16 protein-coding genes and 1 tRNA gene are annotated in these 16176 nt (G+C 70.7%); 4 read left to right on the forward strand and 13 right to left on the reverse strand.

Translation table 11 applies throughout. From position 1 onward, the window contains the following. Positions 1-15 precede the first annotated feature (15 nt). Positions 16-2757, reverse strand: coding sequence for a DNA polymerase I (gene polA / locus AB5J73_RS44610; RefSeq protein WP_370965619.1), 2742 nt, complete (start codon positions 2755-2757; stop codon positions 16-18). A 62-nt stretch (positions 2758-2819) separates the two neighbouring features. Between polA and AB5J73_RS44615 the strand changes: the two genes are divergently transcribed. Both AB5J73_RS44615 and AB5J73_RS44620 read left to right on the forward strand, forming a co-directional pair. Next, complete coding sequence (locus tag AB5J73_RS44615) at positions 2820-3260, forward strand: PaaI family thioesterase (protein WP_086858832.1); 441 nt, start codon at positions 2820-2822, stop codon at positions 3258-3260. 3 nt (positions 3261-3263) lie between these two features. After that, positions 3264-4235, forward strand: a complete 972-nt coding sequence (locus AB5J73_RS44620; protein ID WP_370965622.1) for a LysR family transcriptional regulator — start codon at positions 3264-3266, stop codon at positions 4233-4235. Here AB5J73_RS44620 and AB5J73_RS44625 read toward each other — a convergent pair. Together AB5J73_RS44625 and AB5J73_RS44630 are read right to left on the reverse strand one after the other, a co-directional pair. Continuing rightward, positions 4201-4962, reverse strand: a complete 762-nt coding sequence (locus tag AB5J73_RS44625; RefSeq protein WP_370965624.1) for an alpha/beta hydrolase family protein — start codon at positions 4960-4962, stop codon at positions 4201-4203. The two genes, AB5J73_RS44620 and AB5J73_RS44625, sit on opposite strands and share 35 nt — an antisense overlap. A gap of 103 nt (positions 4963-5065) precedes the next feature. Next, a complete protein-coding gene (locus AB5J73_RS44630) occupies positions 5066-5857 on the reverse strand; it encodes a BTAD domain-containing putative transcriptional regulator (RefSeq protein WP_370965626.1) in 792 nt (263 codons plus the stop codon). Positions 5858-6033: 176 nt separating this feature from the next. Here AB5J73_RS44630 and AB5J73_RS44635 point away from each other — a divergent pair, with 176 nt between their 5' ends. Next, on the forward strand, positions 6034-6282 hold the full coding sequence (locus AB5J73_RS44635; protein WP_370965628.1) for a hypothetical protein: 249 nt from the start codon (positions 6034-6036) through the stop codon (positions 6280-6282). On the opposite strand, the gene AB5J73_RS44640 is transcribed toward AB5J73_RS44635, so the two are convergent. From AB5J73_RS44640 to AB5J73_RS44685, 10 genes are all read right to left on the reverse strand, one after another. Beyond that, on the reverse strand, positions 6261-6707 hold the full coding sequence (locus AB5J73_RS44640; RefSeq protein ID WP_370965630.1) for a S26 family signal peptidase: 447 nt from the start codon (positions 6705-6707) through the stop codon (positions 6261-6263). The genes AB5J73_RS44635 and AB5J73_RS44640 overlap by 22 nt on opposite strands. After that, positions 6704-8563: an ABC transporter ATP-binding protein gene (locus AB5J73_RS44645; RefSeq protein WP_370965632.1), complete on the reverse strand. Its 1860-nt coding sequence runs from the start codon at positions 8561-8563 to the stop codon at positions 6704-6706. The genes AB5J73_RS44640 and AB5J73_RS44645 overlap by 4 nt, the downstream gene beginning before the upstream one ends. Then, positions 8560-9123, reverse strand: a complete 564-nt coding sequence (locus AB5J73_RS44650; protein ID WP_370965634.1) for a TlpA family protein disulfide reductase — start codon at positions 9121-9123, stop codon at positions 8560-8562. Before AB5J73_RS44650 ends, AB5J73_RS44645 begins: the two co-directional genes overlap by 4 nt. Before the next feature lie 11 nt (positions 9124-9134). Beyond that, positions 9135-9665 (reverse strand): MauE/DoxX family redox-associated membrane protein, encoded by a 531-nt coding sequence (locus AB5J73_RS44655; protein WP_370965636.1) that lies wholly within the window; start codon positions 9663-9665, stop codon positions 9135-9137. 106 nt (positions 9666-9771) lie between these two features. Beyond that, positions 9772-10485 carry an ABC transporter ATP-binding protein gene (locus AB5J73_RS44660; RefSeq protein ID WP_370965638.1) on the reverse strand — a complete coding sequence of 238 codons (714 nt, stop codon included), beginning with the start codon at positions 10483-10485 and terminating at the stop codon, positions 9772-9774. Then, positions 10472-11398, reverse strand: coding sequence for an ABC transporter ATP-binding protein (locus AB5J73_RS44665; protein WP_370965640.1), 927 nt, complete (start codon positions 11396-11398; stop codon positions 10472-10474). The genes AB5J73_RS44660 and AB5J73_RS44665 overlap by 14 nt, the downstream gene beginning before the upstream one ends. Next, positions 11395-12540 (reverse strand): branched-chain amino acid ABC transporter permease, encoded by a 1146-nt coding sequence (locus AB5J73_RS44670; protein WP_370965642.1) that lies wholly within the window; start codon positions 12538-12540, stop codon positions 11395-11397. The genes AB5J73_RS44665 and AB5J73_RS44670 overlap by 4 nt, the downstream gene beginning before the upstream one ends. Beyond that, positions 12537-13547, reverse strand: a complete 1011-nt coding sequence (locus AB5J73_RS44675) for a branched-chain amino acid ABC transporter permease (RefSeq protein ID WP_370973516.1) — start codon at positions 13545-13547, stop codon at positions 12537-12539. The genes AB5J73_RS44670 and AB5J73_RS44675 overlap by 4 nt, the downstream gene beginning before the upstream one ends. A 94-nt stretch (positions 13548-13641) precedes the next feature. Then, the gene (locus tag AB5J73_RS44680) at positions 13642-14823 is read right to left on the reverse strand and encodes a branched-chain amino acid ABC transporter substrate-binding protein (protein WP_370973518.1); all 1182 of its coding nucleotides are present in this window, start codon (positions 14821-14823) and stop codon (positions 13642-13644) included. A gap of 426 nt (positions 14824-15249) precedes the next feature. Continuing rightward, complete coding sequence (locus AB5J73_RS44685; protein ID WP_020646628.1) at positions 15250-15864, reverse strand: ANTAR domain-containing response regulator; 615 nt, start codon at positions 15862-15864, stop codon at positions 15250-15252. Positions 15865-16039: 175 nt separating this feature from the next. Between AB5J73_RS44685 and AB5J73_RS44690 the strand changes: the two genes are divergently transcribed. Further along, positions 16040-16113, forward strand: a tRNA-Leu gene (locus AB5J73_RS44690). Positions 16114-16176: the final 63 nt, after the last annotated feature.

Raw genomic sequence — 16176 nt, forward strand, 5'->3', positions numbered from 1 at the left:
TGACGCTGCGTGAATCTAGTGCGCGGCTTCGTTCCAGGATCGCCCGTAGCCGACCGAGACCTCCAGGGGCACCGCGAGGTCGTACGCCGAGCCCATGCCGTGGCGCACCAGCGTCTCCAGCTGCTCGCGCTCCCCCTCGGCGACCTCCAGCACGAGTTCGTCGTGGACCTGCAGCAGGATCCGGCTCTTCAGCTTCGCCTTGACGAGTTCACGGTGGACGTTGAGCATCGCGACCTTGATGATGTCCGCCGCGCTGCCCTGGATCGGGGCGTTGAGCGCCATCCGCTCGGCCATCTCGCGGCGCTGGCGGTTGTCGCTGTTGAGGTCCGGCAGGTAGCGGCGGCGGCCGAAGACCGTTTCGGTGTAGCCGTTCTTCGCCGCGACGCCGACGACCGAGTGGAGGTAGTCGCGCACGCCGCCGAAGCGGTCGAAGTACGCCTCCATCTGGGACTTGGCGTCCTCGGTGGAAATCCGCAGCTGCTGCGAAAGCCCGTACGCCGACAGCCCGTACGCGAGGCCGTACGACATCGCCTTGACGCGGTAGCGCAGCTCCGGCGTGATCTCCTCCGGCGGCATCGAGAACGCCCGCGACGCCACGAACGTGTGCAGGTCCTCGCCGGAGTTGAACGCCTCGATCAGGCCCTCGTCCTTCGACAGGTGCGCCATGATCCGCATTTCGATCTGGCTGTAGTCCGCGGTCATCAGCTCGGTGAAGCCCTCGCCGACGACGAACGCGTCGCGGATGCGGCGGCCTTCCTCGGTGCGGACCGGGATGTTCTGCAGGTTCGGCTCGGTCGAGGACAGCCGCCCGGTGGCCGCGATCGTCTGCAGCAGCGTGGTGTGGATGCGCCCGTCGTCGGCGACGGACTTGATCAGCCCCTCCACGGTCGTGCGCAGCTTCGTCGCGTCCCGGTGCTCCAGCATGTGCTGCAGGAACGGGTGTTCGGTCTTCTCGAACAGGCCCTGCAGCGCCTCGGCGTCGGTCGTGTAGCCGGTCTTGGTGCGCTTGGTCTTCGGCATGCCGAGCTCGTCGAACAGCACGACCTGCAGCTGCTTCGGCGAGCCGAGGTTGATCTGCTTGCCGATCACCGCGTACGCCTCTTCGGCCGCCTGCGTGACGCGCGAAAGGTAGTGCGCTTCCAGCGTCGTCAGCTGCTCCAGGTCGACGGCGACCCCGGCGATCTCCAGCTCGGTGATCACCTCCAGCAGCGGCAGCTCCAGCTCGGCGAGCAGCTTCGCCCCGCCGATCTGCTCCAGCTCCTTTTCGAGCGCGCCGGCCAGCTCGAAGATGGCGCGCGCCTTGACGAGCTCTTCCTGGATCTCCTTCTGCTCCAGGCCTTCCGCGCCGCCGTCGAGCAGCGACAGCTGCCCGTCGCCGCCGTCGGTCTCCGAGCGCAGCTCGCGGTGCAGGTAGCGCAGCGCGAGGTCGTCCAGCTCGAACGTGCGCTGCCCCGGGCGCACCAGGTACGCGGCCAGCGCGGTGTCCATGGCGAGCCCGGCCAGCGCCCAGCCGCGGGCGCGGATCGCGTGCAGCGGGACCTTGAGGTCGTGGCCGGTCTTGCGGATCCCCGGGTCGGCGAACCACGCGGCCAGCGCGGCGTCGTCGGCCTGGTCCATCGCCGTGACGTCGACATACGCGCCTTCGCCGTCGGCCGCCGCGAAAGCGACCGCGCGCAGGTCGGAGCGGACCGACGCGCCCACCGTGCGGAACGCCAGCGCCACCGGCTGTCCCTTGCCCGCGTGCGACGTCAGCCACGCGCCCAGCGCGCCGGGCGCGAGCGCGGCACCGGAGACCTCGAAGCCCTCGTCGGCCTCCGGCTCGGCGCTCTGCAGCGTCGCGAACAGCCTGTCCCGCAGCACGCGGAACTCCAGCTCGTCGAACAGCGCGTGCACGGCTTCGCGGTCCCACGGGCGCAGCTCCAGCCCGGCCGGGCCGATCTCCAGCTCGACGTCCCGGATCAGCTCCGTGAGCTGCCGGTTCAGCTGGACCGAGCTGAGGTGCGCCCGGAGGGCCTCCCCCGCTTTCCCTTTTACTTCGTCGACGCGGTCGATCAGGTCGTCGAGCGAGCCGAACTGCTTGATCCACTTGGCCGCGGTCTTCTCCCCGACGCCCGGGATGTTCGGCAGGTTGTCCGAGGGGTCGCCGCGCAGCGCCGCGAAGTCCGGGTACTGCCGCGGGGTGAGCCCGTACTTCTCCTCGACGGCGTCCGGCGTGAACCGGGTCATCTCCGACACGCCGCGCTTCGGGTAGAGCACGGTCACCTGCTCGGTGACCAGCTGCAGCGCGTCCCGGTCGCCGGTACAGATCAGGACGTCGAAGTCCGCCGCCGTCGCCTGCGTGGTGAGCGTGGCGATGATGTCGTCGGCCTCGAAGTTCTCCTTCGTCAGCGACGGGATCCCGAGCACGTCGAGGACTTCCTTGACCAGGTCGACCTGGCCGCGGAACTCGTCCGGCGTCGAGCTGCGGTTCGCCTTGTACTCCGCGTACGTCTCCGAGCGGAACGTCTTGCGCGAGAGGTCGAACGCCACCGCCAGATGGGTCGGCGCTTCGTCGCGCAGCAGGTTGATGAGCATCGAGGTGAAGCCGAAGACCGCGTTCGTGACCTGGCCGGTCTTGGTCTTGAAGTTCTCCGCGGGCAGCGCGAAGAAAGCGCGGTAGGCCATCGAATGGCCGTCGATCAGCAGCAGCTTCGGGCGCTCGGCGACACCGGTCGATCCTGTGGCGTTGGCAACGGTCGTCTTCTCACTCGGGCTCACGGGCCCGAGTCTAGGCTGAGGGTCCGACACTCTTACGTGTCGCATAGGAACAGGAGCTTTGTGTGACGGACAGTGCCGCCCCCATCGACGTGGAGCGGCTGTCGGGCATCGACCCGGCGGCGGCGGACCAGCAGCTGAACGACAAGATCGGCATGAAGCTGCTCGAAGCGACGGCCGAACGCGTGGTCGGCACGATCCCGGTCGAGGGCAACCTCCAGCCGTACGGCCTGCTGCACGGCGGCGCGAACGCGGTGCTCGCCGAGGCGCTGGGCTCGACGGTCGCGGCGCTGAACGCGGGCCCCGGCCGGGCGGCGATGGGACTCGAGCTGTCCTGCACGCACCACCGGGCGGTCCGCGCGGGCACGGTCACCGGGGTCGCGACGCCGCTGCACGTCGGCCGCGGCACGATCACCGCGGAGATCGTGCTGACCGACGACGAGGGCCGCCGCACCTGCACCGCCCGGCTCACCTGCGTCGTCCGGGACCGCCCGCCGGGCGCCTGAGCCGTGGACCTCGACGTCGCCCAGGTGCGGGCATTCGTGGTGACCGCCGAGCAGCGCCACTTCGGCCGGGCCGCCCAGGCGCTGTTCCTCACCCAGCAAGCGCTGTCCAAGCGCATCCGCAAGCTCGAGGACGCCCTCGCGACGCCGTTGTTCGTGCGCACCAACCGGTCGGTCGAACTGACCGCCGAGGGCGAGCGGTTCCTCCCGCACGCGCGCGAACTGGTGCGGGTGGCCGACGCCGCGGTGGCGGCCATGGGCGCCGACGACCGGCCGCTGCGCCTCGACCTGCTCGACTACCGCCTCTCCCCGATGTTCCTGCTGCGCCGGCTCGCCGAGCGGGAGCCGGCGCTTCGGGTGGACAAGGTCGCCGGCGGCGGGTTCGCCAACGCCGTCGAGAAGCTGCTGTCCGGCGAGCTCGACGCCGCGTTCGGCCGGGTGAACGGCTTCGGGCGGCCACTGCCGGACGAGCTGGAGCACCGGGTCGTCCGGCTCGAGCCGCTGGTCGCCCTGCTCGCCCCGGAACACCCCCTCGCCGTGCAGGACGCCCTCCCGCTGATCGACCTGCGCGCCGACGGGATCTGGCTGCCCGGCCACGGCGGCCCGGCCGAATGGCTGTCCTACGTGAACGAGCTGTGCACCCGCTTCGGCGTGCCGGTCGACGACTCCGGCGTCAGCTACGACCTGCGCCACACCCTCGAGCAGACCCGCTACGGCAAGCGACGCGTCACGCTGGCCGGCGCGGACATGGAGCTCGCGCCGGATCTGAACCTGAAGGTGCTGCCGTTCGAGCCGTCGCCGCTGTTCCCGTGGTCGCTGGTCTGGCGGCGCGGGAAGGCGCACCCGGCGCTGAAGCGGCTGATGGCGCTGGCCGGGCGCACCAGCCGCGAAGAGGGCTGGTGCGCCTACGACCCGGCGCACGCCTGGGTGCCGGACGACGACGTCAGCCTCGCAGCTTCCGCGCGAACCACTCGCTGAAGGCGGCGTCGACGCGGGCCGCTTCCGGCGTCCCCGGCGGGAACTCGTGCGCCATGCCCTCGACCGTGACCAGCTCGGCCCCCAGCTTCTCGTGCAGGGCCGCGGCCGGCTCGCGCACGGCGACGTCGTCGGCCGCCCCGGCGACCAGCAGCAGCGGCGCGGTCAGCTCGGCCGCCCGGTCGACGTAGTCGTAGCGCGCGGCGACCGCGCGGGACCTCGCGGTCCACCCGTAGGTCACCCCGAAGCGCCGCTCGTTGGCGGCGATCATCGGCGCGAGCTGGACGACCGGGCTGGCCACCGCGGCGGCCGCGATCCCGGCGTCCCCGCGCGCCAGCACCTCCAGCGCCACGAGCGCCCCGGCCGAGCCGCCGAACACCCCGAGCGGCCCGCTCGCGCCCGGCAGCCGGTCGCGCAGCTCGGCCAGCGCCGCCGGGAACTCGCCCGCCGCCTGCTCGGTCACCGGCTCGAACACGTCGAGCACGGCGTCCTCGTTCGCCCGCCGGAAGACTTCGTCGTAACCGCCTTCGGGCAGCCGCGCGCCGCTCAGCGGCAGGCCGAGGTACACCCGCCACGCCTGGAGCCCCGCCATCGGCACGGCTTCGGCCATCGCCTGCTCGCTCGCCGGCGCGTCCATCAGGTGCCAGCCCACCACCAGCGCCGCCGGCGCGCCCGCGTCCGCCGGCGGCACCGCCACGAACGGCACCCCGGCCGCGATACCCTCGATCATCTCGTGCTCCCTCGGTTTTCGTTGTGCCCCAAGGAAACCGCGAGAAGACGACCGGGTCCAACAGCCGTTCCGGCCGCGACGACAACCGGTGGTTGTCGACGCCTCAGCAGGTGTCGCCGACCAGCGTGCCGTCGAGGATCACCTGCTGGATCCCCTGGAGGTGCTCGCCCGGCTCCACCCCCAGTTCGGCGACGAGGAACCCGCGCGCCCGCCGGTAGGTGTCCAGCGCTTCCGCCCGGCGCCCCGACGCGTAGAGGCCCCGCATCAGCTGGCCCCAGAAGCGTTCCCGCAACGGGTGTTCGGCGACCGCGTCGTACAACGCGTCGAGCACGTCTTCGTGCGCGCCGAGCAGCAGCCGGACCTCGACGCTGCGTTCCAGGACGGCGAGCCGGCGTTCCTCCCACCGGTCCGCTTCGGCGCGAAGGACCTGTCCCACGGCCGGCAGCCCGTCGAGCAGGCTGCCCCGCCAGACCGCGAGGGCGCGGTCGTAGCACCGCGCCGCCTGCTCGGTCTCCCCGGCGCGTTCGGCCCGGTCGCCGGAAAGCCGCCAGTCCTCGAACCGGGCGACGTCGCATTCGTCGCGCCGCACCACCAGGCGGTAGCCGTCGGGCTGGGTGACGATGCGCCGGCCGTCACCGGGATCGCCGAGCACCCGCCGCAGCGCCGCGACGTAGGTCCGCAGGTTCGCCCGCATCGACACCGGTGGTCTGCCCCAGACCGCGCGGGCCAGGTAGTCGATCGTCGCCACCCGGTCCGCCCGCAGCAGCAACGCGGCCAGCACCGCCCGCTGCCGCGGCCCGCCCACCGCGAGCCGGCGGCCCCTGGCACACACTTCGAGCGGGCCGAGCAACCGGAATTCGATTTCCCCCTCGGCCGCACCACGCACGAACGCCATGCTCCGCTCCCCTCCTCCGGCCCGTCCGGGCCGCCCTCCTGGTGTTTTGCCTCTCCTGCGCCGAAATCCCTTCCGTGCCGCCGTGTGCGGCGGGTGTGCTCGCGCTGTGCGGCGAGCGGCGACGATGGACCAGACCAGCAAACCAGCCCGCTCCACGGATCGAAAGGATCACGCGGATGCTCCAGCTGAGCCCGAAACTCGACCAAGCAGTCCAAGGCGTGGCCGCGCTCGGTGACCGGATCCTCGGACTCGTCGTGCCGCGGGTGACCGCGAAAGCGGCCTGCCCGTGTTCGGGGGACTTCCTGCAGTACTGCGGCTGTTACCAATACGGCAGCGGCTACCGGAAGTACTACCGGACCTGCTACTTCAACTGCGACTGCACCCACTACTGCGATTCCTGCATCTACTCCGCCGTCAGCTGCTGAACCGGCCGGGTCGTCACGACACCGACGACCCGGCCGACCGGGAAGTAGCCGAGCTCGGCCGAATCGATGCTTCCCTTCGCGTCGCCGAGCAGCACGAGCATGCCCGCCGGCACCCGGTCCTCCGGCCGGTCCGCGAGGGCCGGCAGCCCCGCACGGGGGACCGGGTCGCCGGGGATCGCCGCGACGCGCTTGACGAGGTGGCCGGGGCCCAGTGCCCGCGGCCCGGCCCGGCCCGGGTGTTCGACGACGACCACCCCGCCGCGGCGGATCTTCCCGGCCCGGCGGCAGAGGACGCGCTGGCCGTCCCGGAACGCGGGCGCCATGCTGAGCCCGGACACGACGGCGACGAACCAGCGCCGCCGGGCCCACCGGATCAGCACCACCCCGGCCACCGCGGCGACGGCCGCCCAGAGCCAGCCGGTCACGACCGGCTCGCCAATTCCGCTTCGCCCGCCCCGTACCCGCGCGACTGGAGCCGGAAGAGCCGGCCGTAGCGGCTCCCGGGCTCGGTCATCAGCTCGGCGTGCGAGCCCTCCTCGGCGACTTCGCCGTCGTCCAGGACGGCGATGCGGTCCGCGTCGCGCAGCGCGCTCAGCCGGTGGGCGATGACGACGCTGGTCCGCCCGTCCCGGTACGCCCGCAACCGCGTGTGCAGGTCGTGCTCGGCCTCCGCGTCCAGCCCCGCACTCGGTTCGTCGAGCACGAGCAGGTCGCAGCGGTCCCGGAGGAAGGCCCTGGCCAGGGCGATCCGCTGCCACTGTCCCCCGGACAGCAGCACGCCGGCGTCGGCCGCAGTGCGGTCCTCGTCTTCGAAGTAGGTCCGCGTGAGCGGGGTGTCGTAGCCGCGCGGCAACGCGGTCAGCAGGTCGTGGGCCTGCGCCCGCCGGGCGGCGCGGTGCAGCCGGTCGTCGTCGTCGAGCGCGGCGAGGTCCCCGACGCCGATGTTCTCCCGCGCGGTCAGGTCGTAGGTCATGTAGTCCTGGAACACCGCCCCGATCCGTTCGCGCAGCTCGTCGACGCGCAGCTCGCGCAGGTCGACCCCGTCCCAGGTGACGCTGCCTGCCACCGGGTCGTAGAACCGGCAGAGCAGCTTCACCAGCGTGCTCTTGCCCGCGCCGTTCACCCCGACCAGCGCGACCGTCTCGCCGCGGCGGATCGTCAGGTTCACCCCGCGCAGCACCCACGGCCCGTCCTCGCGGTAGCGGAACCAGACATCGCGCAGCTCGATCCGGTCGCGCAGCTCGCCCACGCGGCGGGGCCGGGGCGGCGCGGGCAGGTCCGGCTCCGCGCGCACGACCGCCGCGTAGTGGCCGAAGAGCAGCAGCGCCTGGTGGCCCGCCGCGAGGTCGCGGACAACGGCCAGGACCATGGCCTGCGTCCCGGCCACCGCCGCCGCGAACACGGAGACGTCGCCGATGCTCAGCTCCCCGGACCGGGCGCCGCGGACGGCCCAGACGAGGCCGAACCCGGCGATCAGGGCCCCCGCCGCGCCGAGCAGGGCCTGTGCGACCAGCTCGCGCCGGTCCGCGCGGCGGTCCTCCCGGTGCACCGCGGCCGTTTCGCGCCGCATCCGGGCCCCGAAGTGCGCGCCGAGGCCGAGCAGCCGGATCTCCTTGGCGGCGCGGTGGTCGGTGAGCAGCTGCGCGTAGAACAGCTCACGGCGGCGGCCGTGCCCGGTCGCGGCCAGCATCTCGGCCCGACGGCGGCCGATGGTCAGCTCCACCGCGAGCGCGGGCACCGCCGCGAGCGCGACGACGACCGCGAACACCGGGCCGACCGTCAGCAAGGTGCCGAGGAAACCCAGCAGGGTCACCGAGGCCTGGGCGATGGCGAGCCCGCGGGCCAGGACGTCACCGGGCGCCGACCGCCCGAACGACTGGGCCAGCTGCACCCGGTCGTGGAACCGCGGGTCTTCGAGCCGGGCCAGCCCCCGGAGGCGGCCGAGTGCCTCGTAGAGCCGCGCCTGCGCGAGTTCCGTGACCGCCCGGCCGAGCGCGGCCCGGACGTACCTCGCCGACTGCTGGGCGAGCACCGTGGCCACGCCGGTGACCGCCAGCGCGATCGCCGGCAGGACGACCGGGGCGGTGCCGCCCGCCACGAGCGCGTCGAGCACGACCTTCGTCAGCCACGCCGTGAGCACCGGCAGCGCTCCGGCGACCACGGTCAGCACCACGTCCGCGACCACCGCGCCGGGCGCGGCCCGCGTCGCGAGCGCGAGGGCGTCCCGTGCTGCCTCGGCCGTGCGCCGGTACCGTTCGCGCCGGCGCGGCCGAGCGCTCAACCACGGCCTCCGGCCACCGGTGCGGTCAGCTCTTCCAGCACGAAGCCGCGGGAAGCGATCCGGCCGTCGTCGTCCAGGACGCAGACCGCGGGGAAGCCGCGGACGCCGAACGCCGAGGCGACCGGTCCGTCGGGCGGCTCGATCACGGTGTGCGCGACGGGTTCGAACGACCGCGCCATGGCCCGGGTGTCCTCGTCGAGGTCCGTGCCGATCACGACCGCGAGCACCGCCGCCCGGCCACCCGGCTCGGCTTCCGCGCGTTCGAGGAACCGCGGCAGCTGCTCGGTGCAGGCCCCGCAGTGCGGGGTGAAGAACCCGATCAACGCCGAACCGGGGAGCCCCTCGCCCGAGACGGTCACGCCGTCGGTGGTCGACGTCGTGAACGCGCCCGGCGCCGTCCCGGGCGCGATCATGACCTCCGGTGCCGCACCCCCGCCCGCCGAAGCGGCCTCGATGGCCTTCGCGTGCTCGCGCAGCCGCCGGACGACGCCGAGCAGCAGCACGAGGTTCACCACACCGAGCACGCCGAGCACGATGTCGGCCGTGATCAAGGAAGACATGTTCCGCCCCTTCAGTTCCTGAGTTCACCGAAGAACAGGTCGAGCAGGTCGTCGAGCCGGATCACCAGGACGGCGACCAGTGAGCCGCCAGCGAGCGCGAGCAGGCCCGCGGCCGGCTCCGGTGGCACCACCGGTCCCCACACCCCCGGCAGCCCGGCCAGCGCGAGGAGCACGAGGCACGCGCTGCGCACGACGTGCCCGTACCCGATCGGCTGCGAGGAACCGCCGAAGCACCCGCACTCGGCCCGGATGCCGCGCCGGATCCGGCTGGTCAGCCCCATCGCGAACACCGAGGCCAGCGCCGCGGCCAGCAGGCACCCCAGCCACGGCCGGACCGCGAGCGCGGCGGCCGTGGTGCCCTCCGCGAAAGCGATCGCACCGGCCAGCCACACCGTGCGCCGGGCACCGACGAACCCGAACGGCCGCAAGGACGCCGCGAAAGCGGTGAACGCGGCCGGGCCGCGGACCTTGCTCAGCGCGGACACGGCGAAGACGACCGCCGGGACCCACCGGCACGCGAGCTGGATCGACGCCGTGACCATGTCCTCAGCCTGCCCCGCGGCCGCACATGTCCCGCACAGGAACCGCACAAGCAACCGGCCCCGCACGCCGAAGCGCGCGGGGCCGGGGTGGAACGCTTCCGGAACGTCAGCCGACGCCCAGGTAGGCCTCCTTGATGCTGTTGTCCGCGAGGAGCTCCTTGCCGGTGCCGGACTTGGTGATCCGGCCGGTTTCGAGCACGTACGCGCGGTGGGCGCGGGACAGCGCCTGCTGCGCGTTCTGCTCCACCAGCAGCACCGTGGTGCCCTGCTTGTTGATCTCCGTGATGATCCGGAAGATCTGCTGGATGAACTGCGGGGCGAGCCCCATCGACGGCTCGTCCAGCAGCAGCAGCTTCGGCTTCGCCATCAGCGCGCGCCCGATGGCGAGCATCTGCTGCTCGCCGCCGGACATCGTGCCGCCCATCTGCGTCTTGCGCTCCGCCAGCCGCGGGAACAGCTCGAAGACCCGCTCCAGGTCCGTGTCGAGGTCCTTGCGGTCCTTGCGGGCGTAGGCGCCCATGTCGAGGTTCTCCATCACCGTCATGCCGGGGAAGATCCCGCGGCCTTCCGGCGCCTGTGAGATGCCGCGGACCACCCGGAGGTCGCCGCGCAGCTTGGAGATGTCCTCGCCGGCGAACGTGATCTTGCCCGACGAGATCGGCCGGATGCCCGAGATGGCCCGCATCGTCGTCGACTTGCCGGCGCCGTTGGCCCCGATCAGCGTGACGATCTCGCCCTCTTCGACCGAAATGGACAGCCCGGAGACCGCCTGGATCCGTCCGTAGTGGACGGACACGTCCGACAACTCAAGCAACGTCATCGTCAGGCACCCCCAGGTAGGCCGCGATCACCGCGGGGTTCTCGCGGATCTCGGCGGGCAGTCCTTCGGCGATCTTCTTGCCGAACTCCAGCACCACGATCCGGTCGGTCACGCCCATGACGAGCTTCATGTCGTGTTCGATGAGCAGCACGGTGTAGCCGTCGTCGCGGATGGTCCGGATCAGGCCCATCAGGTCTTCCTTCTCCGCCGGGTTGAAGCCCGCCGCGGGCTCGTCCAGGCAGAGCAGCTTCGGCTCGGTGGCCAGCGCCCGCGCGATCTCCAGGCGCCGCTGGTAGCCGTAGGGCAGGTTCTTCGCCCGGTCGGCCGCGCGGTCGGCGATGCCGACGAACTCCAGCAGGGCCATCGCCTTCTCGACGGCGGCCTTCTCCTCGCGGTGGTGCCGCGGGGAGCGGACCAGCGCGCCGAGCAGGCTGGTCTTGTGCCGCGCGTCGGTGCCGACGACGACGTTCTCCAGCGCGGTCATCTCGCTGAAGAGCCGGATGTTCTGGAACGTCCGCGCGATGCCCAGCTGGGTGATGCCGTGCCGCGACGTCTTGCCCAGCGCCTTGCCCTCCAGCCGGACCTCGCCCGAGGTCGGCCGGTACACGCCGGTCATCGCGTTGAAGCACGTCGTCTTGCCCGCGCCGTTCGGCCCGATCAGGCCGAGGATCTCGCCGCGGCGGATGCCGAAGGAGATCTGGTCGAGCGCGACGAGGCCGCCGAAGCGCATCGTCACGTCGTCGACCTCGAGCAGCGTCTCGCCGACCTCGACCTCGATGTCGCGGTCCGGCGCGACGACCTCGGCGACCTCGGCTTCGTGCTCGGCCCGCTCTTCCGCCGTCATGTGCTGCAGTTCGGCGACGAGGCCGCCCTCCGCGACGACCTCGGGCCCGCCGTTCTGGGGCTCGGTCATGACTTGCTCCCCGGGGTCGGTTCGGTCTGCAGCGCGCCGTCGCTGCTGATCTGCTCACCTCGGCCCAGCAAGCGCTGGTACGCCTGCCTGCCGTAGGCGAGCAGCCGCTGGCGCGCGCCGAGCAGGCCCTGCGGCCGGAAGATCATCAGGATGATCAGCGCCAGGCCGAAGATCAGGTACTTGTACTCGGCGATCGCCTGGAAGCGCAGCGGGACGTAGGCGACCACGCAGGCGCCGAGGAGGACGCCGACCTTGTTGCCCGACCCGCCGAGGATCACCGCGGCGAGGAACAGCATCGACGTGACGACGTCGAACTTCTGGTTGTTCACGAAGCCGAGCTGGCCGGCGTAGAGCGCCCCGGAGAGGCCGCCGATCGCCGCGCCGCTGATGAACGCCCAGATCTTGAACTTGAACGTCGGCACGCCCATGATCTCCGCCGCGTCCTCGTCGTCCCGGATGGCGACCCACGCGCGGCCGACGCGGCTGCGCTCCAGGTTCCCGACCAGGAACAGGACGGCGATGATCAGCGTGACGCACAGCCAGTACCACGGCGTGCCGTTCGAGTTGTTGAACAGCGCCGAGCCGTCGGCGTTGGTGCCCGGCGGGTGCCCGACCTCCTTGAAGCCGGAGTTGCCGCGCAGCGGGCCGACGTTGTCCGCGAGCAGGCGGACGATCTCGCCGAACCCGAGCGTCACGATCGCGAGGTAGTCCCCTCGCAGCCGTAGCGTCGGTGTCCCGAGGATCACGCCGAACACCATCGTCACCACCATGGCGATCGGCAGCACGACGAGGAACGGCAGGTGCGACAGCGACGAGTCGGGGCTGGTGAACAGCGCCATCACGTACGCGCCGATGGCGAAGAACCCGACGTACCCGAGGTCCAGCAGGCCCGCCTGGCCGACCACGACGTTGAGGCCGATGGCGACCAGCGCGTAGCGGGCCACCTCGAACATCGCGATCGGGAAGTCGTACCCCGGCTGGGTGGTCAGGATCGGCGGGTTCAGCACCGGCAGGAAGTAGATCAGCACCACCAGCGGGATCAGGACGACCCACTGCTGGACGCGGCTCAGGTTGTTCCAGCGCTCGCGGAGCGAGTGCTTGCCGGGGTTCGCCACCGCCGGCTGGGTCGTGGTCGTCGTCATACCCGGGCCTTTCCGAGCGACTCACCGAGGATGCCGGTGGGCCGGATCATCAGGACCAGCACCAGCAGGACGAACGCGACGATGTCGCGCCACCCGCCGCCGAACAGCGACTGGCCGTAGTTCTCCGCGACGCCGAGCAGCAGGCCGCCCAGCAGCGCGCCGCGCAGGTTGCCGATACCGCCGAGCACCGCCGCGGTGAACGCCTTGATGCCGAGCAGGAAGCCGCCCTGGTACCACGCGCCCTGCGGGATCTTCATCATGTAGAACAGCGCCGCCGCACCGGCGAGCAGGCCGCCGATGAGGAAGGTCAGCATGATGACGCGTTCCTTGTTGACGCCCATCAGCGTCGCGGTGTCCGGGTCCTGCGCCACGGCGCGGATGCCGCGCCCGAACTTCGTCTTGTTGACGAAGTAGTTGGCGCCCAGCATCAACAGGATCGACGCGACGACCGTGATGATCGTGACGTTGGTGATGCTGCCGCCGAAGAGCGTGAAGACTTCCTGGTTGCGCATGAGGCGGATGCCCAGCTCGGGGTTGCCGCCGCGCCAGATGAAGATGAGCTGCTGCAGCACGAACGAGGCGCCGATCGCGGTGATCAGGAAGACGAGCTTGGGTGCCCCGCGTTTTCTCAGCGGCCGGTAGGCGACCCGTTCGAGGACCACCGCCGTACCGCCGGAGATCGCCATCGACGCCAGCAACGCGAGCAGCAGGAAGCCGATCAGCTCGATCACGGTGAGCGTGGGCGTGTTACCGGGGCGGAAGCCGAGGCCGTAGAAGGTGAACCACGTCGCGTAGACGCCGTAGATGAACACCTCGGAGTGGGCGAAGTTGATGAGCTTCAGGACGCCGTAAACGAGCGTGTAGCCCAGCGCCACGAGCGCGTAGATGCTGCCGTAGGCCAGCCCGTCGAACGTGTTGTTCCAGAACTGGTCGAGGAACGCGTTCACGTCGAACGTGATCCAGCTGTCGCTCTGCGCCAGAACGACCGAGCTCAGGTGATGAGTCAATGACACACTAGTTCTCCATGTGGGACCGGGGTGCTCACCCGGCGGGATCCAGCCGCCGGGCGAGCACCCCGGGAATCAGAACGGAAGCGTTGCGCTACTTGATCTCGGTGTTGCGGACGATCTTCCCGCCCTCGACCTTGTAGGTCCACACGGTCGTGCTGGACAGCTCGCCCTTGTCGTCCCACTTGAAGTGCTTCGTGATGCCCTGGCCGTCGTAGGTCTTGACGAAGTCCAGCAGGCCCGCGCGGTCCTTCTTGCCCGCGTCGATGCCCTTGAGCAGGATCGTCGCCAGGTCGTAGGCCTCGGGCGAGTAGGTGCCCGGGTCCTTGCCGACGGCGGCCTTGTAGGCGTCGGTGAACTTGGTGAACTGGTCAGCCGGGACGCACGGGCAGGTGAAGTACGCCTTCGAGGCCGCCTCGCCGGCGCCCTTGACGAACTCGTCGTCCTTGACACCGTCCGGGCCGACGAACTTGGCCTCGACACCCGCGTCGTTCAGCTGCTGCGCGAAGGGCGCGGCTTCCTGGTAGTACCCGGAGTAGAACACCGCGTCCGGCTTCTCGCTCTTGATCTTGTTGACCACGGCCGAGAAGTCGGTCTGCTTCGTCTTGACGCTGTCCTGGCAGGTGCCCTTGTCGCCGAGCGCCTGGATGGTCGACGCGGCGAGGCCGGTGCCGTAGTCGGAGTCGTCCTTGATGACGCACACCTTGGCGGCCTTGAGCTCACCGGTCATGAACTTCGCGGCGGCCGGGCCCTGGGTGTTGTCGTTGCCCAGACCGCGGAAGAAGGTCTTCCAGCCGTTCTGGGACAGGGTCGGGTTGGTGGCCGACGGGGTGACCGTGACCAGGCCCGCGCCGTTGAAGATGTTGCCCGCGGCCTTGGACTCGCCGGAGAACGGCAGGCCGACGACGCCGATGATGGCCGGCGTGTTGACGATCTGCGTCACGATGCCGGGCGCCTTGTCGGGCGTGCCCTCGGTGTCGAACTGCTCCAGCTTGACCTGGCAGCCCGGGTTCGCCTTGTTGTGCTGGTCCACGGCGAGCTTCGCGCCGTTCAGGATGTTGACGCCCAGCGCGGCGTTGGCGCCGTTGATGGTGCCCGCGTACGCGATGGAAGTCGGGGAACACTGGGCCTTGCCGTCACCGGCCGGGTCGGCCGCGTCGGCGGCGGCGGACGGAGCCGCGGCCTGGGACTGCGAGCTCGCGCTGCTGTCACCCGAGCCGCTGTCGGTCCGTGCCGAACACGCGCTGAGCGAAATGGCCCCGGCAGCGGCCAGCACGATGAACCGCGCAAGTCGTGCTTTCTGCACTCGTTCCTCCAAATGCCACCTGACCGCCCGGTAGGACGGCTGTCCCCATGTGGGACCTGACTGGCCGCTGAAAGTAGCCGCCCCGGGAGCCGTTGCACAGAGTCACACGTGCTCTTGTAGCCACATCGTGACGGTCGTCACGAGTATTAACGTATGATTTACACCCGCTCGTCGTAATTTGACCAGCGGGTTGTGACTCTCGGTGCTCAACAGCCCGCAGAGTGCCCCTTGACGCCCGGTTCAAGGTGTGCAGAGTCTACGGACCGCGAGACGATCACCGCGCCCGGCCACGCCGGGAAGGTTCGCAAAGGTACCAACAACGCCCTTTCGGGCACCCGGAGCGTCACGAAAAAGAGGCGCACCGGCTGCCCGGCGCGCGCCTCTTTTCGTGGTCGGTCAGCTCCCGATGCTCTCCACAACAGCCTCGGCCACGGCCTTCATGGTGGTCCGGCGGTCCATGGCGGTCCGCTGGATCCACCGGAAGGCATCGGGCTCGGTGAGCCCCTGGCGGCTCATGAGCAGCCCCTTGGCCCGGTCGATGACCTTGCGCGTCTCGAGCCGATCGGTGAGCCCGGCAACCTCGGCCTCGAGCGCCTGCAACTCGGAGAACCGGCTGACGGCGAGCTCGATGGCGGGCACGAGGTCGCGCTTCGCGAAGGGCTTGACCAGGTAGGCCATGGTCCCGGCGTCCCTCGCGCGCTCGACGAGGTCCCGCTGGCTGAAAGCGGTGAGGATGACGACCGGAGCGATCCGGTCCCCGGTGATCTTCGAAGCGGCCTCGATGCCGTCGAGCTTCGGCATCTTGACGTCGAGGATCACGAGATCGGGCTTGAGGTCGGTGGCCAGCGCGATGGCCTGCTCCCCGTCCCCGGCTTCCCCGACGACTTCGTAGCCTTCTTCGCGCAGCATTTCGACGAGGTCCAGCCGGATGAGCGCCTCGTCCTCCGCAACGAGCACCCGTCGCTGCGGCACGGTGGCGGCACCGTTGGCCTCGGTAGCCTGATCGGTCACCGGGGTCCTCCTGAAGACTCGGCGGGACGGTCGGTTTTCGCGGCTTCCCGCGAACCTGAAGCCTACCGGGAACGATCCAGTTCCCGAGATGGCGTTCACCACTCAGTGGCGCGGACGACACTCCTGGCCCCGAGAGTCGCCGGGAGGCGGTGATCCCGTAGGGTTGCTGCGTCGCGCCCCCGTAGCCCAACTGGCAGAGGCAACGGATTCAAAACCCGTCCAGTGTGAGTTCGAATCTCACCGGGGGCACTCGCGAGCACCTGCAGAGTTCTGCAGCTGACCAGCATAACTGTGGCGTCAGCCGATCACCGG

The sequence above is a fragment of the Amycolatopsis sp. cg9 genome (assembly GCF_041346945.1).
GTDB lineage: Bacteria > Actinomycetota > Actinomycetes > Mycobacteriales > Pseudonocardiaceae > Amycolatopsis.